Annotated in this window: 19 protein-coding genes and 1 pseudogene; 13 read left to right on the top strand and 7 right to left on the bottom strand. The window is 70.3% G+C overall.

Features of this window, described 5'->3' with window-relative positions:
• Nucleotides 1–16 precede the first annotated feature (16 nt).
• Genes ABKA17_RS13840 through fdhD form a run of 3 tightly spaced genes read left to right on the top strand, consistent with a single transcriptional unit; the run spans nt 17 to nt 3,585 of the window.
• Nucleotides 17–1,843 carry an NAD(P)H-dependent oxidoreductase subunit E gene (locus ABKA17_RS13840; protein ID WP_353692293.1) on the top strand — a complete coding sequence of 609 codons (1,827 nt, stop codon included), beginning with the start codon at nt 17–19 and terminating at the stop codon, nt 1,841–1,843.
• A gap of 25 nt (nt 1,844–1,868) precedes the next feature.
• Nucleotides 1,869–2,729 (top strand): 2Fe-2S iron-sulfur cluster-binding protein, encoded by an 861-nt coding sequence (locus tag ABKA17_RS13835; RefSeq protein ID WP_353692292.1) that lies wholly within the window; start codon nt 1,869–1,871, stop codon nt 2,727–2,729.
• Nucleotides 2,730–2,736: 7 nt separating this feature from the next.
• The gene (gene fdhD / locus ABKA17_RS13830) at nt 2,737–3,585 is read left to right on the top strand and encodes a formate dehydrogenase accessory sulfurtransferase FdhD (protein WP_353692291.1); all 849 of its coding nucleotides are present in this window, start codon (nt 2,737–2,739) and stop codon (nt 3,583–3,585) included.
• Between the two features lie 74 nt (nt 3,586–3,659).
• Here fdhD and ABKA17_RS13825 read toward each other — a convergent pair whose 3' ends face one another.
• Nucleotides 3,660–4,187 carry an isochorismatase family protein gene (locus tag ABKA17_RS13825; protein WP_353692290.1) on the bottom strand — a complete coding sequence of 176 codons (528 nt, stop codon included), beginning with the start codon at nt 4,185–4,187 and terminating at the stop codon, nt 3,660–3,662.
• Nucleotides 4,188–4,439: 252 nt separating this feature from the next.
• On the opposite strand from ABKA17_RS13825, the gene ABKA17_RS13820 reads away from it, so the two are divergent.
• The 3 genes from ABKA17_RS13820 to ABKA17_RS13810 all read left to right on the top strand — a co-directional run bounded on the left by ABKA17_RS13820 (nt 4,440) and on the right by ABKA17_RS13810 (nt 6,895).
• Nucleotides 4,440–4,712 (top strand): hypothetical protein, encoded by a 273-nt coding sequence (locus ABKA17_RS13820; protein WP_353692289.1) that lies wholly within the window; start codon nt 4,440–4,442, stop codon nt 4,710–4,712.
• Nucleotides 4,709–5,515, top strand: coding sequence for a collagen-like protein (locus ABKA17_RS13815; RefSeq protein ID WP_353692288.1), 807 nt, complete (start codon nt 4,709–4,711; stop codon nt 5,513–5,515). Before ABKA17_RS13820 ends, ABKA17_RS13815 begins: the two co-directional genes overlap by 4 nt.
• A gap of 132 nt (nt 5,516–5,647) precedes the next feature.
• Entirely contained in the window at nt 5,648–6,895 is a 1,248-nt protein-coding gene (locus tag ABKA17_RS13810) for a DUF5005 domain-containing protein (protein ID WP_353692287.1), read from the top strand.
• On the opposite strand, the gene ABKA17_RS13805 is transcribed toward ABKA17_RS13810, so the two are convergent.
• Nucleotides 6,831–7,862 (bottom strand): bile acid:sodium symporter family protein, encoded by a 1,032-nt coding sequence (locus ABKA17_RS13805; RefSeq protein ID WP_353692347.1) that lies wholly within the window; start codon nt 7,860–7,862, stop codon nt 6,831–6,833. The two genes, ABKA17_RS13810 and ABKA17_RS13805, sit on opposite strands and share 65 nt — an antisense overlap.
• A 219-nt stretch (nt 7,863–8,081) precedes the next feature.
• Here ABKA17_RS13805 and ABKA17_RS13800 point away from each other — a divergent pair, with 219 nt between their 5' ends.
• The 5 genes and pseudogenes from ABKA17_RS13800 (at nt 8,082) to ABKA17_RS47940 (ending at nt 12,676) form a co-directional block, all read left to right on the top strand.
• Nucleotides 8,082–8,951: a LysR substrate-binding domain-containing protein gene (locus ABKA17_RS13800; RefSeq protein WP_353692286.1), complete on the top strand. Its 870-nt coding sequence runs from the start codon at nt 8,082–8,084 to the stop codon at nt 8,949–8,951.
• 337 nt (nt 8,952–9,288) lie between these two features.
• On the top strand, nt 9,289–11,115 hold the full coding sequence (locus ABKA17_RS13795; RefSeq protein WP_353692285.1) for an AMP-dependent synthetase/ligase: 1,827 nt from the start codon (nt 9,289–9,291) through the stop codon (nt 11,113–11,115).
• A gap of 121 nt (nt 11,116–11,236) precedes the next feature.
• Complete coding sequence (locus ABKA17_RS13790) at nt 11,237–12,073, top strand: aldo/keto reductase (RefSeq protein WP_353692284.1); 837 nt, start codon at nt 11,237–11,239, stop codon at nt 12,071–12,073.
• A 147-nt stretch (nt 12,074–12,220) separates the two neighbouring features.
• Nucleotides 12,221–12,394 (top strand): annotated as a pseudogene (locus tag ABKA17_RS47945) (calcium-binding protein); the annotation flags it as partial.
• A gap of 9 nt (nt 12,395–12,403) precedes the next feature.
• Nucleotides 12,404–12,676, top strand: coding sequence for a hypothetical protein (locus tag ABKA17_RS47940; RefSeq protein ID WP_502994226.1), 273 nt, complete (start codon nt 12,404–12,406; stop codon nt 12,674–12,676).
• Here ABKA17_RS47940 and ABKA17_RS13780 read toward each other — a convergent pair.
• From ABKA17_RS13780 to ABKA17_RS13760, 5 genes are all read right to left on the bottom strand, one after another.
• Complete coding sequence (locus tag ABKA17_RS13780; RefSeq protein WP_353692282.1) at nt 12,673–13,614, bottom strand: DMT family transporter; 942 nt, start codon at nt 13,612–13,614, stop codon at nt 12,673–12,675. The genes ABKA17_RS47940 and ABKA17_RS13780 overlap by 4 nt on opposite strands.
• 131 nt (nt 13,615–13,745) lie before the next feature.
• Nucleotides 13,746–14,447 carry an SDR family oxidoreductase gene (locus ABKA17_RS13775; RefSeq protein ID WP_353692281.1) on the bottom strand — a complete coding sequence of 234 codons (702 nt, stop codon included), beginning with the start codon at nt 14,445–14,447 and terminating at the stop codon, nt 13,746–13,748.
• A gap of 126 nt (nt 14,448–14,573) precedes the next feature.
• Nucleotides 14,574–15,491, bottom strand: a complete 918-nt coding sequence (locus ABKA17_RS13770) for a class I SAM-dependent methyltransferase (protein WP_353692280.1) — start codon at nt 15,489–15,491, stop codon at nt 14,574–14,576.
• Nucleotides 15,492–15,672: 181 nt separating this feature from the next.
• Nucleotides 15,673–17,388, bottom strand: coding sequence for a glycoside hydrolase family 6 protein (locus ABKA17_RS13765; protein WP_353692279.1), 1,716 nt, complete (start codon nt 17,386–17,388; stop codon nt 15,673–15,675).
• 58 nt (nt 17,389–17,446) lie between these two features.
• Entirely contained in the window at nt 17,447–18,940 is a 1,494-nt protein-coding gene (locus ABKA17_RS13760) for a cellulase family glycosylhydrolase (protein WP_353692278.1), read from the bottom strand.
• 251 nt (nt 18,941–19,191) lie between these two features.
• On the opposite strand from ABKA17_RS13760, the gene ABKA17_RS13755 reads away from it, so the two are divergent.
• Nucleotides 19,192–22,107, top strand: coding sequence for a glycoside hydrolase family 48 protein (locus ABKA17_RS13755; protein ID WP_353692277.1), 2,916 nt, complete (start codon nt 19,192–19,194; stop codon nt 22,105–22,107).
• Between the two features lie 292 nt (nt 22,108–22,399).
• A complete protein-coding gene (locus tag ABKA17_RS13750) occupies nt 22,400–25,057 on the top strand; it encodes a cellulose binding domain-containing protein (protein ID WP_353692276.1) in 2,658 nt (885 codons plus the stop codon).
• Nucleotides 25,058–25,126 lie beyond the last annotated feature (69 nt).

Here is a 25,126-nt window from a genome sequence, read left to right as displayed (position 1 = left end):
ACGTGGGGTGAGGCGAGTGGACCTGCAATTCGGCGACAGCGAGCCGACGGACGAAGAGCGCGCGGCCGTCGACGAGTTGCTCGGTCCTCCCCTGACCTTCTGGGAGGGCGGGGAGCGCACCGCCGTAGACCTGGCCTGGTCCCGCGGCGGGCGGACCGCGGCCCGGGCCCGGCGTCACCTGCTGCTGCCGGGGTTGCACGCGATCAACGACCGGGTCGGCTGGATCAGCGAGGGCGCCCTGGCCTATCTGTGCCGACGACTGACGGTGGCGCCGGCGGAGGCGTACGGCGTCGCCACCTGCTACACCCTGTTCTCGGTGCACCCCCGGCCCGCGACCGTGCTCCGCGTGTGCACGGACCTGCCCTGCGCGGCGGCCGGGTCGGCGGAGCTGTATGCCGGGATCGAGGCGCGGCTGGGGCCGGACGAAGAGGTGGGCGTCGAGCGGAGCGCCTGTCTCGGTCTGTGCGAGCGGGCACCGGCGGCGCTGGTGGTCAGGGCGGGCGATCCGGTGCGTACGGCGGTGTCGGCGCCGGCGACCGTGCCCGCGGCGGTGCTCGCCGCGGCCTCCCCGGACTCCGTCCCCGAGGAACCGTCTGCCGAGCGGGCGGTACCGCAGGCCGGGGACGCGTCGCTGACGTTGCTGCGACGCGTCGGTTCGGTCGACCCGCTGTCGCTGGACGACTACCGCGCCCAGGGCGGTTACACGGCATTGCGCCGGGCCTTCCGGCTCGGCCCCGCCGGAGTCGTCCGCGAGCTCGTCGACTCCGGCCTGGTCGGACGTGGCGACGGCGCCTCCCTCGTCGGCAGCACCTGGCAGTCCGTTGCCTCGCGGCCCGACCACCCGCACCATCTGGTGTGCAACGCCGACGAGTCCGGGCCCGGCGCCTTCAAGGACCGGGTGCTTCTGGAGGCCGACCCGTACGCGCTGGTGGAGGCGATGACGATCGCGGCGTATGCGATCGGCGCGCGAACGGGACATCTGTATGCGCGCGGCACGTATCCGCGGGCGATACACCGTATGCAATATGCCGTCGACCGTGCACGGGACCGCGGCCTGCTCGGCGACGACATCCTCGGCCGCGGCCACGCCTTCGACATCGAGATCCGGCGAGGGGCCGGCGCCTACGTCTGTGGCGACGACACCGCCCTGTTCAGCTCCGTCGAGGGGTATCGGGCCGAGCCGCGCGCCGTACCGCCCTTCCCGGCGGGGCAGGGCCTGTTCGGCAGGCCGACGGTCGTGCACGACGTCGAGACGCTGATCAACGTACCGGCCGTCCTGACGATGGGAGCCCCGGCGTACGCGGCCCTCGGCGCGGGCGGCGCCACCGGGCCCAAGCTGTTCTGTGTGTCGGGCGGTGTGGACCGGCCCGGGGTCTACGAGGTGCCGTTCGGCGCGACGCTCGGCGAGGTCCTCGCGCCGGCCGGGGTGCGTGAGGGACTGCGCGCCGTCCTCCTCGGCGGGGCGGGCGGCGGCTTCGTACGCCCCGACGAACTCGACATCCCGCTCACCTTCGAAGGCGCGCGGGCGGCCGGTACGACACTCGGTGCGGGCGTCGTCATCGCCTTCGACGACACGGTGCCGCTGGCCCAACTGGTGCTGCGGATGGCGGAGTTCTTCCGCGACGAGTCGTGCGGAGGCTGTGTGCCGTGCCGGATCGGGACCGTGCGGCAGGCGGAGGCACTGCGCGGGATCGTGGCGCGGGGCGGCACGGCCGCCGCCGACGATCTCGCCCTGCTCAGGGATGTCGGCCGGGCGATGCGGGACGCCTCGCTCTGCGGTCTGGGGCGGTCCGCGTGGAACGCCGTGGAGTCGGCCGTCGACCGGCTGGGGGTGTACGCATGACCGTGACGGCGTCGGGGGTGTACCCATGACCGTGACAGCGCTGGGGGTTCCGCGCCGGATGCTCGCGATCAGGCTCGACGGCGAGGAGACCAGGGTTCCCGAGGGCGCGACGGTCCTCGACGCCTGCCGGGCGGCAGGCAGGGACGTCCCGGTCCTCTGCCACGGCGAGGCCCTCGCCCCGAGGAGCACCTGCCGCCTCTGCGTGGTCGAGGTGGAGGGCTCGCCCGCTCTCGTCCCGGCCTGTTCCCGCGGGGTCGAGCCCGGGATGGAGGTGCGGACGGACACCGAGCGGGTACGGCACAGCCGCCGCACCGTCCTCGAGCTGCTGGCCTCCGCCGTCGACCTGTCGACGACGCCGGGTGTCGCCGGGTGGATCGACGAGTACGGGGCCCGGCCGGATCGTTTCGGCCCGGCCGCGGCCCGGCTCGACGAGGGGACGAGGGTCGACAACGACCTGTATGCGCGCGAGCCCGGCAAGTGCATTCTGTGCCGGCGGTGCGTGGACGCCTGTGGCGAGGAGCGGCAGCACACGTTCGCGATCTCGGTTTCCGGCCGGGGGTTCGGCGCCCGGGTCACCGTGGAGCACGATGCTCCGCTCACGGAGTCGGCGTGTGTGTACTGCGGGAACTGCGTCGACGTCTGTCCGACGGGGGCGTTGTCGTTCCGGTCGGAGTTCGACCGACGCGCGGCGGGCACATGGGACGAAACGGCGCAGACCAGGACGACGACGGTGTGCGGGTACTGCGGGGTGGGCTGTGGGCTGACCCTGCACGTGCAGGACAATGAGATCGTGAAGGTCACCTCGCCGCCCGACGACCCGGTGACCCACGGCAACCTCTGCATCAAGGGCCGTTTCGGCCACCAGGACGTACAGAACCGGGGCTGATCAGGACATGGGACGAGTCACGGAACGACGCAAGGTGATCCGCATCCGGGACGGGGCGGTCTCCTCCCGACCGGACACGCTGGTCGCCGAGGAACCGCTGGAGATCCGGCTGAACGGCAAGCCGCTCGCGATCACCATGCGCACCCCGGGCGACGACTTCGCCCTGGCGGCCGGTTTCCTGGTCAGCGAGGGTGTACTGGCGACTGCATCCGATCTGCAGAACATCGTCTACTGCGCCGGGGCGACCGTGGACGGCTCCAACTCCTACAACGTGGTCGACGTGCGGACCACGCCCGATGTGGTGATCCCCGACATCACCCTCGAACGCAACGTGTACACCACCTCGTCCTGCGGCCTGTGCGGCAAGGCGAGCCTCGACGCGGTCCGTACGACGGCCCGCTGGCCGATCTCCGACACTCCCCCGGTCCGTCTCGAACCCGAACTGCTCGCGGGCCTCCCCGACCGGCTGCGCGCGGCGCAGAGGGTCTTCGACCGGACCGGGGGTCTGCACGCCGCCGCGCTCTTCACCGAGGACGGCGAACTCCTCGACATACGCGAGGACGTCGGTCGGCACAACGCCGTCGACAAGCTGGTCGGCCGCGCCCTGCAGAACGACGGTCTGCCGCTGTCCCGTGCGATCCTGCTCGTCTCCGGCCGGGCCTCGTTCGAGCTGGCCCAGAAGGCCGTCATGGCCGGCATCCCGGTCCTGGCCGCCGTCTCCGCGCCCTCGTCCCTCGCCGTCGACCTCGCGGCCGAGACCGGCCTCACCCTCGTCGGCTTCCTGCGCGGCTCCTCCATGAACGTGTACGCGGGAGAGGACCGCATCGCCCTGCCGACGGCGGCGGCCCAGAGCTGACCGACCCGATCCTCCGCGGCACGCAGGGCGGGCGTGCACGTCGGACAGCGCCGCGAGTCGACTCCGCACGGACGTCAACTCCGCATGAACGTCAGCTCCGCCGCCCGCGCCACCGACCCCAGTCGCGGGAAGTCCAGCCGTACGGACGCCTCGTGCTCGGCCGTGGTGAAGGCGGCCATGGCGTCCTCGACGAAGACGAGGTCGTAGCCGAGGTCGCCGCCGGCGCGGGCGGTGGACTCCACGCCGAGGTTGGTGGCGATGCCGCCGAACACGAGCGTGGTGACGCCGAGTTCACGGAGGCGCTCGTCGAGGCCGGTGCCCTGGAAGCCGCCGATGGTCCGCTTGACGATCTCGATGTCGCCGTCCCGGGCGAGGCCGGCCACCAGTCCGCTGCCGGGCGGCTGTTCGGCGACTCCGGGACGTTCGACGCGGATCAGGACGACAGGAGCGCCCGCCGCCCGGAAGGCGGTCACCAACTCCTCGGCGACGACGAGGACTTCGGTGCCCTTGCGGGGCTCCAGGGCCAGCGCGACGATCCGGTCCATCAGATCGACGAGGACGAGCGCGCTGCGCGCCGGATCGAGGGTGAGGGGTGCGGTCATGACGGAACGTTATCCGCCGTCAGCCCTCCGTACCGGAAATCCGGATCAACAGGCCTGTGAAAGGCCCGCGTTCGGCCGGCGCCGCCCTCACCGACGCAACGCCCGGCGTCATCCCTGACGCCCCCTCACCACCCGTCCGGCGTAGTCGGCGCCCGTGGCACACCCCGACGGCAAGTGGCTCGTTGAATCCGGTGAGTTCTCCGGGTCGCGTCTTGTCGGAACCGGCCCGTCGTCCAAGTAGGAGGCAGTCCCTTGGATGCCGGCACCACCCTGCTCGGCTCGTTAGTGGCGGCCGCGGGCGTGCTGGGCGCAGCCGCCGTGGCCTATCTGGGCAAGCGCGGGGAGAACGCGCTCAGCGGCTACTCCAGCCTGACCGAGAAGCTCCAGACCGAGCGCGACCGGCTCGAACGCCAGGTCGCCGAACGCGACTCGCGCATCGACGAGTTGACCTCGCTGCACACGGCCGACCAGTCGGAGATCGCGCGGCTCAGGCTCGACATCCACCGACTCGGAGGTACGTCGTGAGAGCTCGCTTCGAGCGGCTGCTCGCCCCGCGCTGGCGCAGTGTCTTCCTCGTCTGCGTACTGGTCGCGCTCTGCGGGATCGCCGTGATCCTGTGGGCGCGTATCGACGCCGGCGACCGCCGCGCCGCCGAGATGCAGGCCGAGGCCGACCGGCGCGGCCAGGCCGTGTCCACGCTGGCGCAGGACGTGCGTGAGCTGCGTGCCCAGGTCGAGGCCGGCGGGGGCACCCCGGCCGCGCCCGACCCCTCGGACGCGGTCGACGACCTGATCGACCGCATCCGGGTGCCCGCGGCGCTGCCCGGCGAGCGCGGCGAGAAGGGCGACCGGGGGGCCACCGGCGCGGGCGGGGCACCCGGCGAACGCGGCGAGCCCGGCCCGTCGGGGCCACCGGGACCGGAGGGCTCTCCAGGGCCGTCCGGTTCGCCCGGCGAGCCCGGGAGTCCCGGGGACCCAGGGGATCCCGGCGACCCGGGCCCCGCGGGTGCCGACGGCTCCGCCGGACCGGTGGGCCCCGCGGGGGTCGACGGCACCCAGGGCTCCGAGGGCCTCCAGGGCCCCAAGGGCGACAAGGGGGACCCCGGCCCGCGAGGCGCCCCCGGCCCCGACTGTCCCGCCGGCTACACCCTCCAGGTCCCCGCCACCGACCCGGACGCCCTGATCTGCCGCAAGGCGGGCGTCACCGACCCGGCACCGGCTCCCAACCCCGCCGCCGTCCTGCCAGTCCTCCCCGTGACACTCCGCCGCCGGGCGGACGCGCGCTCCCCGTGGAATCGGGATCCCGGAGACCTCAACCGGCCTCTGTGACGGGCACATACGAGAAACCGGCCCCTGTGACGGGCACATACGAGAAACCGGCCACCGGCGGCACCCCTACGCACCCCACCGTCCCCCGACTACCCATGGACCAGATCAGCGACAGCCACTAACGTCCCGTGGGTGCCCGACGACGTACGAGCACGACAGCGGACGGGAACGGGGCTCGGCCTGTTGCTGGCCCTGGTTCTCGGAGCCGTGCTGCTCACGGCCCTGCCGGATGACGACGAACGACAGGATGCGGGCGACTGCATACCGCAGACCGTCGACGCGTGGTCGCCGGACGACCGGCTCACCACCGAGTTCGCCCGCTACGGCGACGACGCCACCCGCGCCGACGACTGGACCGGCGGCGACGGCACCCACTCGCTGCGACTGCCGGACGGCCGGGTGCTGTGGCTGTTCTCGGACACCTATCTCGGTCAGGTGTACGCCCCGCCCAACCCGGTCGGCGAGTCCTTCACCTGGCGGGACACCGCCGCCCCCCTGGTCCGCAACTCGGCGGTGCTGATGCGCGAGGGCCGGCTGGAGTCCACCCTGCCCGCCCCGCTGTTCCCCGACCCGGCCCCCAACCAGTGGCGGTGGCCGGTCGCGGCGCGCGTCGAGCCTCGTACCCCCGGATCGGACGAGCGGGTCGTGCGGGTGGTGCTGTGGGTGCGGACGGCGGGGGCGGCGCCGTGGATCTACGGGATGCCCACCGCCACCGAGGTCGCCACGCTGTCGCTGCCCGATCTGCGGGTGGAGTCCGTGACCAAGGTGTTCGACCAGCAGCTGGTCCCGGACGCCTCCCGGCGGGTCCAGTTCGGCACGACGCTCGTACAGGAGGGCGGCTGGACGTATGTCTTCGGCGGCGACGACGGTCAGGCCGCCGCCCGTCCCGTGTCCTCGGCGTACGTGGCCCGGGTGCCGGAGGGCAGGCTCGGGGAGCCGGGCGCTTGGCAGTACTGGAACGGCTCCCGGTGGGCGGCCGGCGCCCGGCCCGTACCGGTGCTGGGCGATCAGAAGCGACGTACCGGAGTGGGCAGCGCCTTCTCCGTCGTACGCGAGGGCGGGACGTACGTCCTGTTCACCATGGCGGCGGGCACCGCGGGTCTGACCACCGTGACCTCGTATTGGGCCTGCTCCCCCACCGGGCCGTGGCACGGGCCGACGAAGGATCTGCCCGCCGCGCTGCCGGACGGCGAGGTGGCGGCGTACAACCCGCAGGTCCATCCCGCTGTTTCCGACGGCGCGGGGGGCGGCGGGGGCCGGCTGGTGCTCAGTTACGACGTCAACTGGCTGGAGCCGACCGCCGCGGCCGCGCAGCTCAACCGGAACGTGTCCCTGTACCGACCGCGGTTCGTGACCCTCCGGCTGAAGCCGCAGGCGTGACCTCGGCCCCCGGACCGTCCGCGGGGAGCGGGTCGTGGGAGCGGCGCTTGGCGATGACCGCGCACACCATCAGCTGCATCTGGTGGAAGAGCATCAGCGGGAGCACGGCCAGCGAGGCCTGCGCGCCGAACAGAACGCTCGCCATGGGCAGTCCGGCGGCCAGGGACTTCTTGGAGCCGGCGAACTGGATCGCGATCCGGTCCTCCCGGCCGAAGCGCAGCGCCTTGGCGCCGTACCAGGTCAGGGCCAGCATCACGGCCAGCAGTACGGCCTCGACGACGAGCAGCCCGGCGAGCCGCAGCGGGCTCACCTGGTGCCAGATGCCCTCGACCATGCCCTCGCTGAACGCGGTGTAGACGACGAGCAGGATCGAGCCGCGGTCGACCAGGCCGAGGGCCTTCTTGTGACGGGTGACGAACCCGCCGATCCAGCGGCGCAGCAGTTGTCCGGCGACGAAGGGCACCAGCAGCTGGAGCACGATCTGGACCAGCGAGTCGGCGGAGAACCCGCCCGCGCTGCTGCCCAGCAGGGCGGCCGCGAGCAGCGGTGTGATGACGATGCCGACCAGCGAGGAGAAGGAGCCGGCGCAGATGGCGGCGGGTACGTTGCCGCGGGCCATGGAGGTGAAGGCGATCGACGACTGGATGGTCGAGGGGACGAGTGCGAGGAAGAGCAGGCCCTGGTAGAGCGGCTGGGTCAGCAGGACCGGGACGAGTCCGCGGGCCGCCATGCCGAGGAGCGGGAAGACGACGAACGTACAGGCCAGGACGGTGACGTGGAGCCGCCAGTGCTTGAGTCCGTCCAGTGCCTCGCGGGTGGACAGGCGGGCGCCGTACAGGAAGAAGAGGAAGGCGATCGCGGCGGTGGAGGCTCCGGAGGCCACGTCCGCACCCGTGCCGCGCGCCGGGAGGAGGGCCGCGAGGCCCACCGTTCCCAGGAGCAGCAGGATGTACGGGTCGATCGGCATCCAACTCGGCCAACGCAGGCGTTTCACGGTGCTCCATCTAGCTTGTGTCTGTCGGGCCCGGCGGCCCATCCGGCTTGTGTCTGTCGGGCTCGGGTCTGTCGGCGGTGCGGGGCCCACAGGGTCCCCCTTCATCGTCCTCCTCCGGCCCGCGATCGGGAATCCTGCATACCGTTCTGACTGTCATCACGTTTTGCGATAGGCCGCGGTAGGCTCCGGGACATGTACGACCCGTCCCAGCTGCGTACGTTCCTGGCGGTGGCCCAGACGCTGAGCTTCACGCAGGCCGCCCGGCGGCTCGGGCTGCGCCAGTCGACGGTCAGCCAGCACGTACGGCGTCTGGAGGACGCGGCGGGGCGGCAGTTGTTCACCCGGGACACCCATTCCGTGGAGCTGACGGAGGACGGCGAGGCGATGCTCGGTTTCGCTCGCCGGATCCTGGAAGTGCACGAGCAGGCGTCGGCGTTCTTCACGGGTACCCGGCTGCGCGGCCGGTTGCGCTTCGGGGCGTCGGAGGATTTCGTCCTGACCCGGCTGCCGGAGATCCTCGAGGGCTTTCGCTACGACCATCCCGAGGTCGACCTGGAGCTGACCGTCGAACTCTCGGGCACCCTGCACGAACAGTTGGCGGCCGGGAAGCTCGATCTGGTGCTGGCGAAGCGGCGTCCGGAGGACCCGCGCGGCGAGCTGGTCTGGCACGACAGGCTGGTGTGGATCGGCGCGGAGCGGCTACGGCTGGACCTGGACCGTCCGGTTCCGCTGATCGTCTATCCCCCGCCGGGCATCACCCGCGCCCTCGCCCTGGAGTCGCTGGAGCGGCAGGGCCGTCAGTGGCGGATCGTCTGTACGAGCGGCAGCCTCAACGGCCTGATCGCGGCGGCCCGCGCCGGCCTCGGTGTGATGGCCCACTCCCGCGGTCTGATCCCGCCGGGCCTGGTCCGCATGCCGGACCGCGCCGGCCTGCCGGAACTCGGCCGCGTCGACTTCGTCCTGATCCACGGCCGCAGGCGTACGGCGGCCCAGGGCGCGGCGGACGCGCTGGCGGCGGCCATCCTGGCGGGCGGCGACCGGCTGCACCGGCGCCAGCGGTAGGGCGCCGACGTCCCGCGGGTGTGACGGATTGGGCCGCGGCGACGCTGGAAGGAGAGACGGCGGCGCGGCGGAATTGATCCTTCCGCGGGCGGCCGCGGGCCGTAGCCGGGACGTACAGATTCGGTGGAGATTACGGGGCCGAAACTTACTCAACCGTCAGTTTTCTGTCCGACCCTTCCCCATGTGAGCGCATTTTCCGGCGCTGACCTGTGCGTACCTGAACATTGCTCGGATCCGCACCCCCTCCCGTCCGGTCGCCGGGTGGGGTAGCTTTCACGGCGCTGTGCGGAGCGTCACCAGGAGCGGGGACCAGGGACCAAGGAGCGGGGAGCGGGGTTTGCGCGAGTTCACCAACCCTCCGTTGGCGTTGCCGGCCCCCGTGGGCGGACTGGCCGACGTCGTCTTCCGGCGTGCCCAGGAGGACCCGCTGCACATCGCGCTCGGCCGCAAGGACGAGCACGGACAGTGGCAGGACGTCTCCTCCGCGGAGTTCCGCGACGAGGTCCTGGCCCTCGCCAAGGGGCTGCTCGCCCAGGGCATCCGGTTCGGCGACCGGGTCGCCATCATGTCCCGCACCCGCTACGAGTGGACCCTCTTCGACTACGCCCTGTGGACGATCGGCGCCCAGGTGGTGCCGATCTACCCCACCTCCTCGGCCGAGCAGTGTTTCTGGACGCTGTACGACGCCGAGTGCACGGCCGCGGTCGTGGAGCACGAGGACCACGCGATGACGATCGCCACCGTCATCGACCGGCTGCCGCAGTTGCGCCGGCTGTGGCAGCTGGACGCCGACGCCGTGCACGAGCTGTACGACGCCGGTGCCGCCATCGACGACGAGGTGGTGCACCGGCACCGGCAGGCGGTCACGCCGGACTCGGTCGCCACGATCATCTACACCTCGGGCACCACGGGCCGCCCCAAAGGCTGTGTCATCTCGCACGGCAGCTTCATGTGGGAGGCGGACACGGTCGCCGAGCACTGGGAGCCGGTGTTCCACTCCAAGAAGGGCGACGAGGCGGCCACCCTGCTCTTCCTGCCGCTCGCGCACGTCTTCGGGCGGATGGTGGAGGTGGCGGCGATCTCACGCGGGGTGCGCTTCGGGCACCAGCCGCAGCTGAACGCGGCGGCCCTGCTGCCGGACCTGGCCGCCTTCAAGCCGACGTTCATCCTCGCGGTGCCGTACATCTTCGAGAAGGTCTTCAACGCCGCCCGCCGCAAGGCCGAGAAGGAGGGCAAGGCCGGTCCGTTCGAGAAGGCCGTGGAGATCGCGGTGAAGTACGCGGAGGCCGTCGAGGCCAAGGCCTGGGGCATCGGACCCGGCCCTTCGGCGGGTCTACGCGTGCAGCACCAGCTCTTCGACAAGCTCGTCTACGCCAAGGTGCGAGCCGCGATGGGCGGCCGGATCCGCAACGCGATGTCCGGCGGCTCGGGGATGGACCGCCGGCTCGGCCTGTTCTTCGCGGGCGCGGGCGTGCAGATCTACGAGGGCTACGGTCTGACCGAGTCGACGGCGGCGGCGACCGCCAACCCGCCCGGCCGCACCCGCTACGGCAGCGTGGGACAGCCCATCCCCGGCGTCACCGTGCACATCGCGGACGACGGGGAGATCTGGCTGCACGGCCCCAACATCTTCCAGGGCTACCTCAACAACCAGAAGGCCACCGACGAGACCCTGCACGACGGCTGGCTCGCCACCGGCGACCTGGGCTCCCTCGACGAGGACGGCTTCCTCACCATCACCGGCCGCAAGAAGGAGATCCTGGTCACCTCCGGCGGCAAGAGCGTGGCGCCCGGGCTGCTGGAGGAACGGGTCCGGGACCATCCGCTGGTCGCCCAGTGCATCGTCGTCGGCAACGACCGGCCCTACGTCGCGGCCCTGGTCACCCTCGACCAGGAGGCCGTCGAGCACTGGCTGGCGATGCGCGCGAAACCGCAGATGACCTCGGCCGAACTGGTGCGTGACGCCGACCTGGAGACAGAGGTGCGGCGAGCGGTGGTGGCCGCCAACACGCTGGTCTCGCAGGCCGAGTCGATCCGGACGTTCCGGATCCTGGCGCAGCCGTTCACCGAGGAGCACGGCCTGCTGACGCCGTCGCTGAAGCTGAAGCGCAAGGCGATCGAGACGACGTACGCCGACGAGGTCGAGGCCCTGTACCGGGCCTGAGGGTCTGCCTGAGGAAGTTTCCGGCGGATTCTGTCCGATTCCGCGGTCAGGAATGCATCGGGGCGGTTGATCGTTGACGATGGGAGTACCACCTGTCGACAACCGTAAGGATCAAGAGCTCGTGAGCAGCAAGGTCCCCCCGATCATCCTCAACAACGGCGTGGAGATGCCCCAGCTGGGGTTCGGAGTCTGGCAGGTGCCGGACGACGAGGCCGAGCAGGCGGTCACCACCGCTCTGGAGGCCGGGTACCGCAGCATCGACACAGCGGCGATCTACGGCAACGAAGAGGGCACCGGCAAGGCGCTCGCCGCCTCCGGCGTCCCGCGCGAGGACATTTTCGTCACCACCAAGCTCTGGAACAGCGACCAGGGCTACGACTCCACGCTCCGCGCCTTCGACACCTCGCTGGCGAAGCTGGGCCTGGACTACGTGGACCTGTACCTCATCCACTGGCCCACCCCTGAGCGGGACTTGTACGTCGACACGTACAAGGCGTTCGAGAAGCTGCTCGCCGACGGCCGTGTCCGGGCCATCGGTGTGTCCAACTTCGAGCCCGCGCACCTCGAGCGGCTGATCGCCGAGACGTCCGTCGTCCCGGCCGTCGACCAGATCGAGCTGCACCCGCACCTTCAGCAGCACGCGGCCCGCGAGTTCCACGCGGAGCAGGGCATCGCCACCGAGGCCTGGTCGCCGCTCGGCCAGGGCAAGGGCCTCCTGGAGGTCCCGGCGGTCGTGGCCATCGCGCAGAAGCACGAGCGCACCCCGGCGCAGGTCGTCCTGCGCTGGCACCTCCAGCTGGGCAACGTGGTGATCCCCAAGTCCGTGACCCCGTCCCGGATCAAGGAGAACATCGAGGTCTTCGACTTCACCCTCGACACGGAGGACCTGGCGGCGATCAGCGCCCTCAACGAGGACCGCCGCCTCGGCCCGGACCCGTCGACGTTCAACATGGCCTGACAGCAAGGCACTTCGAGGCCCGGACGGGACACACCGTCCGGGCCTTCGTCACGTCCCCGCCTCGGGCTCCGGGAACAGCCGCGCGACGGCTGCGGTACGGCTGGAGACGCCGAGTTTGCGGAAGGTGTTCTCCAGGACACCCTCAACACAGGCTCAGCCGTGGACGTCATATCCGGTCTCGGCGGCAACGACACGGTCGACAGCGGTGCGGGCAACGACGTCGTCTGCGGTGACGCGGGGGACGACCGGCTCGCCGGCGGGAACGGCAACGACCGGATCGCCGGCGAGGCGGGCCACGACGTCCTCGGCGGGAACGCGGGCGCCGACCGCCTGAGCGGGTTCGCCGGCAACGACATCCTGCGGGGCCAGGCGGGCGACGACGTCCTGGACGGCGGTGACAGCCACGACTTCGCCCGGAACTGGGGCAACGACGTCCTGGTCGGCGGTGCCGGTCGGGAGGTGCTCAGGGGCAGCGCCGGCAACGACACCTTCTACACCCGCGACGGTGAGGCTGACATCGTCCGCGGCTACGCCGGCAAGGACACCTGCTGGGCCGAGCGCCTGGACGTGATCACCGGTTGTGAGACCGTCCACATCGGCTAGCGATCCTGAGGGGCGTCCTGGTCGGGGGCGCCCCGTCGCCCGATCACCGTGGCGTACGCGCTGACGAGGATCAGCGCGCAGCCGGCCCACTGGGCGAGCGTGGGTCGTTCATCCAGCACCACCGCCCCCAGGACCAGCGCGCCGACGGGTGTGAGCAGCAGCAGGACCGCGCCGACGTGGCTCGGTAGTCGGGGGGAGTAGACGGCGACCATCAGCCAGCCGATGATTCCGCTGGTCAGTGCCGCCAGGGCGAGCCAGGCCAGGGCGGTTCCGGACGGCGTGGGGTCGAAGGCGCCCCAGGCCCAGCCGCCGAGGGCGGAGGCGACGGTGGCCGAGACGACGACCGCGGTGTACGTCGTGCGGACGTGCCCCTGGAAGCCGCCGCGGCGGAGCAGAAAGAGGAACCCGGAGTAGCTGAGGGCCGCCAGGATCGCGTGGATCGTGCCCGCGGCCGGGTCGTCGCCGCTCGCGCCCTGTTCGAACAGCCCGCCGGTGAGCACGACACCGACGACCAGCACCGGCAGCCACAGCAGGAACCGGCCGGGTACCCGCTCGCGGTCCACCAGCCAGGCCAGCAGCGGTACGAGAACGACCTGCACGTTCACCAGCACGGTCGACAACCCGGCGCCCACCTCGGTGATCGCCTCGGTCCACAGCAGCATGTCCCCGGCGAACAGCACCCCGCCGACCAGCCCGTACATCAACTGCCGCCGCGGCGGCGGGCCTTCACGGCGGTACTCCGGGACCACCAGCAGCACCAGCACGGGCAGCGCGAGCAGACACCGGTACACCGACGCCGTACCGGCGTCCGCGCCGGACAGCTCGATGCAGACCGGCGACACGGACAGCGCGACCGCCGCGACCGCCTGCCCCGCACGCGGGCCCATGGACGCCGGGGGCAGGCGCAGACGGTCTCGGGCGATGTCGGTACGAGCCACGGAACAGGGTCCTCGCGACGGGGACGGAGATCCGCCGCGTACCCGCCCACGGAAGGTCCATGCATCGGCCACCGGTCCGGGCGGCGCGGCCGCCAGAACGGTCCGGCGGCGGTCTCCCGCCCCCGTGTCCGTCAGTTGGGCTGACCGATGGGACGTACGACCACGGTGTTGACGTCGACGCCCTCGGGCTGCCGGATGGCCCACACGACCGAGTCGGCGAGCTGGTCGGCGGTGAGGAGGTGGCCGGGCGGGAGGCTGCCGTAGCCGTCCCAGAAGGGGGTCTCGACGCGGCCGGGGGCGATGAGGGTGACGCCGATGCCCCACTCGGTGACCTGGCGGCGGGTGTTCTCGGCGAGTCCGGTCACCGCCCACTTGGTCGCGCCGTAGATGTTGCCGGGCGTGGGCACGAACCCGGCGACGCTGCCGACCAGCACGATCCGGCCGCGCGTCTCCTTCAGGGCGTCGACGGAGGCACGGATGAGCAGCGCCGGGCCGAGCACGTTGGTCAGCACCATCTCGGTCCAGCCGGCGGGGTCGCCCTCGGCGACGGAGTCGTGAGTGGCGATGCCCGCGTTGCTGACGACTGTATCCAGTCGACCGAATTCCTTGAGCGTACGGTCGACCGCCGACCGTACGCTGTCGTAGTCGGCCGCGTCGCCGACGAGCGTCAGCAGCCCGTCCGGGTCGCCGAGCTCCTCGGCGAAGCCGCGCAGCCGCTCCTCCCCGCGCCCGGTGACGGCCACCCGGTGCCCGGCGTCGAGCAGCTGCCGCGCGACGGCGGCGCCGATGCCACTGCCGCCGCCCGTGATCAGTGCGACCGGTGAGTCGGTCATGGTTACCCCCTGTGGTGTCCTGCGGATGCCGGGAGTAGATCACTTGGAGCGTTCTCGAAGTCAAGCATGCGCGACTCAACTTCCGTACGTGCCGCGGCACTCGGCGCCCCGGACGGTGCCGAGGGTTCAGACGGCGCGGACGGCCGTGTGGACCGTGCGGGCCGTCAGGACGAACACGTCCGGGCGGTGGTGGACGCTCGCCTTGTCGTCCGGGTCGATCAGCCGGTCGAGGGTGGCGAGGTCGTCGGCGTCGAGGCGTTCGCCGAGGACCTCGCGCATCCGGGTCAGCGTGGCGACGGCGCAGGTGCGTGCCCGGTCCGTGGTGGGCGCGGGCAGGTCCAGCAGGAAGCTGCGGCTGCCGGTGGGCCTGAGGCCCACGGAGGTGAGCAGCGCCGGCCAGTCCTCGACCTCGTCGACCGTGCCGGGCAGGGCGGCCCGCATCTCGGCGAACCACTCCTCGTGCACCGCGTCGAGCCGGGCCTGGAGACCCGGGCGGCCGATGCCGATGTCACGCGGCAGGTACCGCGTGGGCAGGCCGCCCTCCAGCAGCGCCAGTGTGCCGCCGGGTGCGAGGCGGGCGGCGAAGGCTGCGAGGGCGGCCCGCTGGTCGCCGAGGTGGTGCAGGCTCCAGCTGGCCCAGAGCAGGTCGGCGGGGTAGTCCAAGTCGTCGAGGACGCCGGGCAGTTCACCGGCGAGGGTGCCGAAGCGGTCGGCAACGCCGAGCCGGCCGGCCCGGTCGCGGGCTCGCTCCAGAAGTGGCTCGGAGCTGTCGACGGCGACGATCCGGGCGCCGGTGAACGTCTCGGCCAGCAGGCACGAGACGACCCCGGGCCCGCTGCCCGCGTCGACGACGAGTCCGGGTTCGGTCTGCCGTTTGGCGAGCCATGCCGTGGCCCGTTCGTAGAGCGGCGTGTACAGCTCGGCCTGCTCCTCCAGCAGCGGGGCCATCTCGGCCCAGTCGATGTCGGTGTGGTCGTGATGGCGGTGACCGTGCCCGCCGCCGTGATCGTGCTTGCCGTCGTGACCGTGGTGATCGTGCGCCATGGGAGTCAGCCTCTCGTCCGGGTGCGACCAGCGTGCGCCGACGCACCGTGAAGAGGCCAGTGATGTTGCCGGGACGGCAAAAAAAGGGCGCTCGGATTTCCTGGACGAGCCCCCTGCCGAACCGTCGCGCACCGCCGGGGCCCGGCGCGGGAGGAAGCCCGGGCCCCGGCGGATCAGCCCGCTAGGACAGCGGCGGGTACGCGTTCTGCATCAGCTGCTGGAACTGCGCGGAGAACCAGTGCCCGGACAGCGGCGCGTTGGGCAGCGAACCGGACATGCTGTTGCCGTTGCGCGGGTTGCCCGTGTACGTCGGGTCGCACATCCGGTCGAAGCCCTTGCCCTCGTCGTTGGGGATGGCCGAGCTCGAACCGTCCGACTCCCCCGGGGGCTTGACCCACACATAGGCGTCGATCCCGGCGGCGGGGCTGGCCTGCGGGCGCTCACCGAGGCCGGCTCCGGACTGGTTGCACCAGTTGCCGACGTGGATACGGCGGTCGTAGCGGCCGCCGTTGACGTAGGTGTCGACGTCCGTCGTCGCCCCCGGTCCGGCGGGCCGGGCCGAGCCGCCCCAACCGTTGCGGGAGGTGTCGATCAGCATGCCGATACCGGAGTTGAAGCCGGTGGTGACCAGCTGGTTGCGGAACGCCTGGGCGAACGACAGCTCGTCCACGTACCGGTTCCAGTCGACCCACTTGGACTCACGGACGGACTTGCCCGCCACGGAGTCGTTGATGGTGAAGTTGTTCTCCTTCAGGGCGCTGTAGTTGGCGGTGTTGGCGATGAAGCCGTGCACGTCGTTGACGGTCGCGCCCTCGGAGGTCGCGGCCTCCTTCATCACGGTGGCGCTGGCGGCGAAGTTGTCGTCCCAGCCGATCCAGCCGTGGTGGCCGGCGTCGATGTAGTTGTAGACGTTGGCGACGTCGCCGAGCTTGTTCAGGGCGTAGCCGACGCCCTTCTGGTAGTTGCCGTTGGCCTTCATGACGTCGCACTGCGGGGTGGCGGTGGGACGGCTGCCGGTGTTGGTGACGAGGTTGGGCAGCGAGTCGATCTCGATGGTGGTGACGATCCTGAGGCCCGCGTACTTGGAGTCGGCGAGGATCGCGGCGATCGGGTCGATGTACTGCGTCTTGTACTTGTCGATCTCCGTCGGGCCGAGTTCACCGTTGGAGGCGAGGGCGGCGCAGTCACGGCCGGGCAGGTTGTAGATGACCAGCTGGACGACGAGTTCGCCGGAGCCCTTCTGGGCCAGGGCGGCGTCCAGGTGGGCGCGCAGGCCCATGCCGCCGTTGACGCCGTTGATCGCGGCGATCCGGTCCAGCCAGACGGCGGTCGGCTGGTTGGCGATGCGGCTGCCGCCCGGTTCGGCGGCGGCCTTCGCGGACCACTCCGGGTTCACGTACACCTTGGCGCCGCTGTACGGGTTGTCGACGCGGGTGCCGGTTCCCGGGCCGGGCGGGTTGGTCGGACCGCCGCCACCGTCGTCGACGTTGCAGGTCACGCCGTCGAGGGTGAAGGTGGCGGGGATCGCGTTGGTGCCGCTGTAGGTGCCCTGGAAGCCGAAGCTGGTCGAACCGCCGGTGGCGAGGGTGCCGTTGTACGTCTCGTTGGCGGCGGTGACGGCCGTCCCGCTCTGGCTGATCTTCGCGTTCCAGCCGTTGGTGACCTTCTGGCTGCCGGCGTACGACCACTTGACCGCCCAACTGCTCTTGGCGGCACCGTTGTTGGTGATCGTGACCGCGGCGGTGAAGCCGGAGCCCCAGTCGTTCTGGATCTTGTAGTCCACGGTGCAGGGGATGGCGGCGGCGCCGACGTCCGCGGGATTGACGGCGAGCGCCGTCCCGGAGGCCCCGGCGACCAGGGCCATGGCTGCGAGGAGCGCGGTTCTGGTACGACTCATGAGTGCGGGTTTCCTTCTTCCGTTGCGAGATTCTCGGATGTCGGTCGTGGCTGAGGGGTTATCCGTTCAGGGAGCGCAGGTGGTCGCGCAGCCCGATGCCGAACGCCGTCGGCGTACCGTCGTAACCGGAGATCAGGGCGGGTCCCGAGGAGCAGTTCCAGGTGTTCCAGGTCCAGCCCAGGTAGGACAGGCCACGCTCGTCGAACCACTTCATGACCTGGTCGATGAACGCGTGTCCGCAGGTGTTCTCGCCGATCTCCCCGGCCACCAGCGGCACTTGGGCCGCCACCGGGGCGAGCTGGGAGTTCCAGCAGCTCTCGTCGGCACAGGTGTTGAAGTTGTAGACGTGCCAGGCGGCCGCGAGATTGTTCTTCGGGTCGCTGGGCCGGTACGTCAGCCACTGGCTGAGGTCGTTGGAGTACGCGATCCCGCCGGCCAGGATCAGGTTGCCGGCGCCGGTCGCCCGTATGGCGTCGACGAGATCCTGCATACCGGCGACCTCGTACCCGATGCCGGAGCAGGTGCCGCCGTCCCGCCAGCACTGCCACGCCTGGGTGGTCGTGGCCGTCGCGCGGTCCGGGTAGGGCTCGTTGAACAGGTCGAAGACGACGGTCGGGTCGGACTTGAAGGTGTTCGCCACCGACGTCCAGAAGGACGGGGTGTACTGCATGTCGGGCATGGGCTTCTGACAGCTGGCGTGCACGTCGGAGCAGCCCGCCGAGTTGCCCGTGTACTGACCGTGGGACCAGTGCAGTTCGAGCATCGGCGTCATGCCGTTCGCCTTCACCTTCGCCACCAGGTCCTTGACGGCGTCGATGTAGTTCGAACCGGCGTACTCCGGCTTGATGTTGGACAGGCCGAGCCAGCACTCCTCGTTCAGCGGGATGCGGACCGTGTTGGCGTTCCAGTCGGCGATCGCCTTGATGGCGGCGTCGTCGACCGGGCCGTCCCAGATGCCGTGGCCCTGCACACACATGAACTCGCCGCCGGAGCGGTTGACGCCGAGCAGACGACGGGTCGTGCCGTCGGCGTCCACGAGCTTGTTGCCGGAGGCTTTGAGCACCGGCGGTCCGCCGTCACCGGTGTCCGGTGGATCGGTGGGCGTCGGTGTGGGTGTCGGCGTGGGCGAGGGGTCCGCGCCGGCGTTGCACGGGGTGCCGTTGAGCTTGAACGAGGTCGGTACCGGGTTGCTCCCCGACCAGGAGCCGAGGAAGCCGGCGCTGACGCTCGCGCCGGTGGTCAGCGTGCCGTTGTAGCTCTCGTTGGCAGCCGTCACCGTCGTACCGGACTGGGACCACTTGGCGTTCCAGCCCTGATTGAGCTTCTGACCGGCCGTCAGATCGAAGGCCAGGCTCCAACTGCTTACGGTGGCGCTGTTGTTGGTGATCGTCACGGCACTCTGGAAGCCGGTGTCCCACTGGCTGGTGACGGAGTACTCCACCGTGCAGGCAGGGGTGGCTCCCGACGCCGTGACCACCGGCACCGTCACGGCCCCGAGAAGGGCGACCGCGCCGGACACGGCTAAAAGTACTGAACGCGGGGGGTGTCGCATGAGCGACTCCTTGCAGATCAGCGCGCCGTGACGGACGCGTCGACTGATGGAATCGCTCCCACTGGTGCTTTTGAAGCTAGCGCCAAGTGACGGCAAAGAACAGAGGAGTCACTTGACTTTTCCTCAACCACGTTCGTCGAATCTTTTCGACTCTTCAAGCACCTTGACCCCTCACACCCTCGTCCTCACTATGGGAGCGCTCCCACTGGTTCAAGCCTTGACTTCTCCGAGCCGCGAGGAGGAACCAGCACATGGCCCCCAGAAAGAGACGCCGGACTGTCCGGCGCTTGTGGACGGCTGTAGTGGCCGCCCTGGCCCTGCCGATCGCGATGTTGAGCACGGGTTCAACTCCCGCACAGGCAGCGGCAGTTCAGTGCAGCGTCGACTACAAGACGAACGACTGGGGCTCCGGCTTCACCACGGACGTGACGATCACCAACCGTGGTACGGACGCCATCAGTGGCTGGACCCTGACGTACGCCTACACGGGCAACCAGAAACTGAGCAACGGCTGGAACGGCACCTGGTCCCAGTCCGGTCAGACGGTCACGGTGAACAACGCGACGTACAACGGGAACATCGCGGCCGGCGCCGCCGTGTCCACCGGCGCGCAGTTCACCTACAGCGGCACCAATGCCGCCCCGACGTCCTTCGCGATCAACGGCACCACCTGCACCGGCGCCCACCAGCCGCCGATCACGGTGCTGACCAGCCCGGCCGCGGGCGCCGTCTACACGCAGGGCAACGCCGTCCCGCTCGCGGCGACCGCCGCGGCCGCGGACGGTGCGACGATCAGCAAGGTGGAGTTCTACGACAACACCACGCTGCTGGGCACCGACACCACGTCGCCGTACTCGCTCTCGGTCTCAAGTTTGACCGTGGGCAGTCATTCGCTCCTCGCGAAGGCGTACGACAGTCTGGGCGCGTCCGGGGAGTCCACCCCGGTCGGCATCACGGTCGCCTCGGGTCCCGCCGTGGTGGCCTCGGCCACCCAACTCGCCGTGCAGCAGGGCGAGACGGGCACGTTCGGGGTGAAGCTGTCGACGCAGCCGTCCGCGAACGTGACGGTGACGACCGCTCGCGCGAGCGGCAACTCGGGTCTGTCCGTGACCGGCGGGGCTTCCCTGACCTTCACCCCGTCGAACTGGAACACCGCCCAGAACGTCACCATCACGGCCGCCGCCTCCGGCACCGGGGCGGCGACCTTCGAGTCCTCGGCCACCGGACACGCCAAGGCGTCGGTGACAGTCACCCAGATCGAGGCGGCGGGTGAGTACGACGCCCGCTTCCTGGAGCTGTACGGGAAGATCACCAACCCCGCGAACGGCTACTTCTCGCCCGAGGGCATCCCCTACCACTCGGTGGAGACGCTGATCGTCGAGGCGCCGGACCACGGTCACGAGACCACCTCGGAGGCGTACAGCTACCTTCTCTGGCTGCAGGCCATGTACGGCAAGGTGACCGGCGACTGGACCAAGTTCAACAGTGCCTGGGACATCATGGAGAAGTACATGATCCCCACGCACGCCGACCAGCCGACGAACTCCTTCTACAACGCCTCCAAGCCGGCGACGTACGCACCCGAGCTGGACACGCCCAACGAGTACCCGGCCAAGCTGGACACCGGGGTGTCGGTGGGATCGGATCCGATCGCCGGTGAACTGAAGACCGCATACGGTACGGACGATGTCTACGGTATGCACTGGCTCCAGGACGTCGACAACGTGTACGGCTACGGCAACTCGCCCGGCAAGTGCGAGGCGGGTCCGTCCGACACCGGTCCGTCGTACATCAACACCTTCCAGCGCGGTGCGCAGGAGTCGGTGTGGGAGACGGTTCCGCAGCCGACCTGCGACGCCTTCAAGTACGGCGGCAAGAACGGCTATCTGGACCTGTTCACGGGTGACGCCTCCTACGCCAAGCAGTGGAAGTTCACCAACGCCCCGGACGCCGACGCCCGTGTCGTGCAGGCCGCGTACTGGGCCGACAAGTGGGCGGACGCGCAGGGCAAGGGCAGCCAGATCTCCGCGGCCGTGGGCAAGGCCGCGAAGATGGGCGACTATCTGCGCTACTCGATGTACGACAAGTACTTCAAGAAGATCGGCAACTGCGTCGGTCCGAGCACCTGTGCGGCCGGCACCGGCAAGGACGCCTCGATGTACCTGATGTCCTGGTACTACGCCTGGGGCGGCGCCACCGACACCTCGGCGGGCTGGGCCTGGCGCATCGGCTCCAGCCATGCGCACGGCGGCTACCAGAACCCGATGGCCGCCTACGCGCTGAGCAGTTACGCCGATCTGAAGCCCAAGTCCGCGACAGGGGCCGCCGATTGGGGCACCTCGCTGACCCGGCAGATCGAGTTCTACCGCTGGCTCCAGTCCAACGAGGGCGCCATCGCGGGCGGTGCGACCAACAGCTGGGCGGGCCGGTACGCGCCCCCGCCGGCCGGGAAGTCGACCTTCTACGGCATGTACTACGACCAGCAGCCCGTCTACCACGACCCGCCGTCCAACCAGTGGTTCGGCTTCCAGGCGTGGTCGATGGAGCGGGTGGCGGAGTACTACCAGCAGACGGGCAACGCGGCCGCGAAGACCGTGCTCGACAAATGGGTGGACTGGGCGCTGTCCAAGACCACGATCAACCCGGACGGCACCTACCAGATCCCCTCCACCCTCCAGTGGTCGGGCCAGCCCGACACCTGGAACGCGTCAAGTCCCGGCTCCAACAGCGGACTTCACGTCACCGTCGCCGACTACACCAACGACGTCGGTGTGGCCGCCGCGTACGCCAAGACCCTGACGTACTACGCGGACCGCTCCGGTGACACCGAGGCGGCGACCACGGCGAAGGCGCTTCTGGACGGCATGTGGGACAACCACCAGGACGCGCTCGGCATCGCCGTGCCGGAGAACCGGGCCGACTACAACCGGTTCGACGACGCGGTGTACATCCCGAGCGGCTGGACCGGCACCATGCCGAACGGCGACGCGATCAACTCCTCGTCCACCTTCGACTCCATCCGGTCCTTCTACGAGGACGACCCTGCCTGGTCGAAGATCGAGGCGTATCTCGCGGGCGGCGCGGTGCCGTCGTTCACGTATCACCGGTTCTGGGCCCAGGCGGACATCGCCCTGGCCATGGGTTCGTACGCGGAGCTTCTCGAATAGCCCCCGCGAAGCGCTCCGCGGGAAGGCCGGTGGTCGAAGTGCGGGCCGTCTGTGGCTGGTCGCGCAGTTCCCCGCGCCCCTGAAGGGGCGCGGTGGGCACCGTCCCTTCCCCGGAACCGCTTATGAGTTCCGCGTACGAGGTCTCGTCACCTGACGGCGGGACCGACTCCGCCGGGCGGCCCCCTCCCGCACTGGGGGTCGCCCGGCACCTCTCGCGCCATGTGGTAAGCGCTTGCTATTCGCACCTTCCCCTCCTCCCCCGCATCCCCCACGTCCCCGGAAAGGACCCCCCGTGCGAAGAACACGCATCCTCACCGCCGCGCTCGCGCTCGCGGCCGGCCTGCTCGCGGGCACCCCGCCCGCGCTCGCCGCCGACAGCGCGCGGGTGGCCATCGCCGCCGACAGCTACACCTGGAAGAACGCCCGGATCGACGGTGGCGGATTCGTCCCCGGCATCGTCTTCAACCGCAGCGAGAAGAACCTCGCCTACGCCCGCACCGACATCGGCGGCGCCTACCGCTGGCAGGAGTCGAGCAAGACCTGGACCCCGCTGCTGGACTCGATCGGCTGGAACGACTGGGGGCACACCGGCGTGGCGAGTCTCGCCACCGACTCCGTGAACCCGGACCGGGTGTACGCGGCCGTGGGCACCTACACCAACAGCTGGGACCCGGGGAACGGGGCGATCCTGCGCTCCTCGGACCGGGGCGCCAGCTGGGCGAAGACCGACCTGCCGTTCAAGCTCGGTGGGAACATGCCGGGTCGTGGCATGGGTGAGCGGCTGGCGATCGACCCGAACAAGAACAGCGTGCTGTATCTGGGCGCGCCCAGCGGCAAGGGCCTGTGGCGGTCGACGGACTCCGGGGTGACCTGGTCGCAGGTGGCGAACTTCCCCAACGTCGGCAACTACGTACAGGATCCGAGCGACACCTCCGGCTACGCCAACGACAACCAGGGCGTCGTCTGGGTCACCTTCGACGAGCGGACGGGCAGCGCGGGCAGCGCCACAGGGACTATCTACGTCGGGGTGGCGGACAAGGACAACGCGGTGTACCGCTCGACGGACGGGGGCGCGACCTGGTCGCGGCTGGCCGGGCAGCCGACGGGGTATCTCGCGCACAAGGGTGTACTGGATACCGTCAACGGCTATCTGTACATCGCATACAGCGACAAGGGCGGTCCGTACGACGGCGGCAAGGGCCGGCTGCTGCGGTACGCGACCGCCACCGGCACCTGGACGGACATCAGCCCGGTCGCCGAGGCCGACACCTACTACGGCTTCAGTGGGCTGAGCGTCGACCGGCAGGACCCGGGCACGTTGATGGCCACGGGCTACAGCTCCTGGTGGCCGGACACCCAGATCTTCCGTTCCACCGACAGCGGCGCCACCTGGACGCGCGCCTGGGACTACACCTCCTATCCCAACCGCTCGAACCGCTACACGATGGACGTCTCGTCGTCGCCGTGGCTGACCTGGGGCGCGAATCCCTCGCCGCCCGAGCAGACGCCGAAACTCGGCTGGATGACCGAGGCGTTGGAGATCGACCCGTTCAACTCCAACCGGATGATGTACGGGACGGGTGCGACGGTCTACGGCACGGAGAACCTCACGAACTGGGACTCCGGCAGCCAGTTCACCATCAAGCCGATGGTGCGGGGCCTGGAGGAGACCGCGGTCCTCGACCTCGCCTCTCCCCCGTCCGGCGGCGCCCAGCTCTTCAGCGGTCTGGGCGACATCGGCGGCTTCCGGCACACGGACCTGACCAAGGTGCCGGCGATGATGTACACCCAGCCGAACTTCACCACGACGACGAGCCTGGACTTCGCCGAGACCAACCCGAACACGGTGGTGCGGGTCGGCAACCTCGACTCGGGCCCGCACATCGCGTTCTCGACGGACAACGGCGCCAACTGGTTCGGCGGCAGCGACCCTTCGGGGGTCAGCGGCGGCGGCACGGTCGCGGCGGCCTCGGACGGCAGCCGCTTCGTGTGGAGTCCGGCGGGCACCGGTGTGCAGTACACGACGGGCTTCGGTTCGTCGTGGGCGGCCTCGAGCGGGATCCCGGCCGGTGCGATCGTCGAGTCGGACCGGGTCGACGCGAAGACCTTCTACGGCTTCAAGTCGGGGAAGTTCTACGTCAGTACGGACGGCGGTGCGACCTTCACGGCCTCGGCCGCCACCGGGCTGCCGAGCGGCGACACCGTCCGGTTCAAGGCACTGCCCGGCACCAAGGGCGATGTGTGGCTGGCGGGCGGTGCGACGGACGGCACGTACGGGCTGTGGCACTCGACCAACGGCGGTACGTCCTTCACCAAGCTGTCCAACGTCGAGCAGGCCGACACGATCGGCTTCGGCAAGGCGGCGACGGGGGCGTCGTACCAGACGCTCTACACCAGCGCGAAGATCGGCGGGGTCCGCGGCATCTTCCGTTCCACGGACCAGGGTTCGTCCTGGACGCGCATCAACGACGATGCCCACCAGTGGGGTTGGACGGGCGACGCGATCACCGGTGACCCGCGGGTGTACGGCCGGGTCTACGTGTCGACCAACGGCCGTGGCGTCATCTACGGCGACTCCTCCGACTCGGGCGGTGGCGGTGGTGGCACCGACCCCACACCGACGCCCACGGGTGCCTGCGCGGTGACGTACAAGATCACGAATCAGTGGTCGGGTGGCTTCCAGGCGGACGTCCAGCTCAGCAACACGGGCTCAAGTGCCTGGAGCGGCTGGTCACTTGGCTGGTCCTTCCCCGACGGGCAGACGATTGGTCAGGTGTGGAACGCCGAGTACACCCAGTCGGGTGCGGCGGTGACGGCGAAGAACGTCGGCTGGAACGGGAACGTGGCGTCGGGCTCGTCCGTGAGCTTCGGCTTCACGGGCAACTGGTCCGGCAGCAACACGAAACCGGCCGCGTTCAAGGTGGGCGACCAGACCTGCAAGGTGAGTTGACGCACAGCGCGCACGAGGAGGCCCCGTCCGTTCTCGGACGGGGCCTCCTCCTTGGGGTGCGTCAGGGTT

It is taken from the genome of Streptomyces sp. RG80 (assembly GCF_040446465.1).
Classification (GTDB): Bacteria; Actinomycetota; Actinomycetes; order Streptomycetales; family Streptomycetaceae; genus Streptomyces.
The sequence above is the reverse complement of the archived record's forward strand: the minus strand, read 5'-3'. Positions and strand labels throughout refer to the sequence as shown.

Bases quoted from the DNA above. Each gene is read 5' to 3' on its own strand.
- ABKA17_RS13775 (WP_353692281.1), bottom strand. From the start codon at position 14,447: ATGACCGACTCACCGGTCGCACTGATCACGGGCGGCGGCAGTGGCATC.
- ABKA17_RS13805 (WP_353692347.1), bottom strand. From the start codon at position 7,862: ATGCCGATCGACCCGTACATCCTGCTGCTCCTGGGAACGGTGGGCCTC.
- ABKA17_RS13765 (WP_353692279.1), bottom strand. From the start codon at position 17,388: ATGAGTCGTACCAGAACCGCGCTCCTCGCAGCCATGGCCCTGGTCGCC.
- ABKA17_RS13835 (WP_353692292.1), top strand. From the start codon at position 1,869: ATGACCGTGACAGCGCTGGGGGTTCCGCGCCGGATGCTCGCGATCAGG.
- fdhD (WP_353692291.1), top strand. From the start codon at position 2,737: ATGGGACGAGTCACGGAACGACGCAAGGTGATCCGCATCCGGGACGGG.
- ABKA17_RS13760 (WP_353692278.1), bottom strand. From the start codon at position 18,940: ATGCGACACCCCCCGCGTTCAGTACTTTTAGCCGTGTCCGGCGCGGTC.
- ABKA17_RS13770 (WP_353692280.1), bottom strand. From the start codon at position 15,491: ATGGCGCACGATCACCACGGTCACGACGGCAAGCACGATCACGGCGGC.
- ABKA17_RS13755 (WP_353692277.1), top strand. From the start codon at position 19,192: ATGGCCCCCAGAAAGAGACGCCGGACTGTCCGGCGCTTGTGGACGGCT.
- ABKA17_RS13825 (WP_353692290.1), bottom strand. From the start codon at position 4,187: ATGACCGCACCCCTCACCCTCGATCCGGCGCGCAGCGCGCTCGTCCTC.
- ABKA17_RS13800 (WP_353692286.1), top strand. From the start codon at position 8,082: ATGTACGACCCGTCCCAGCTGCGTACGTTCCTGGCGGTGGCCCAGACG.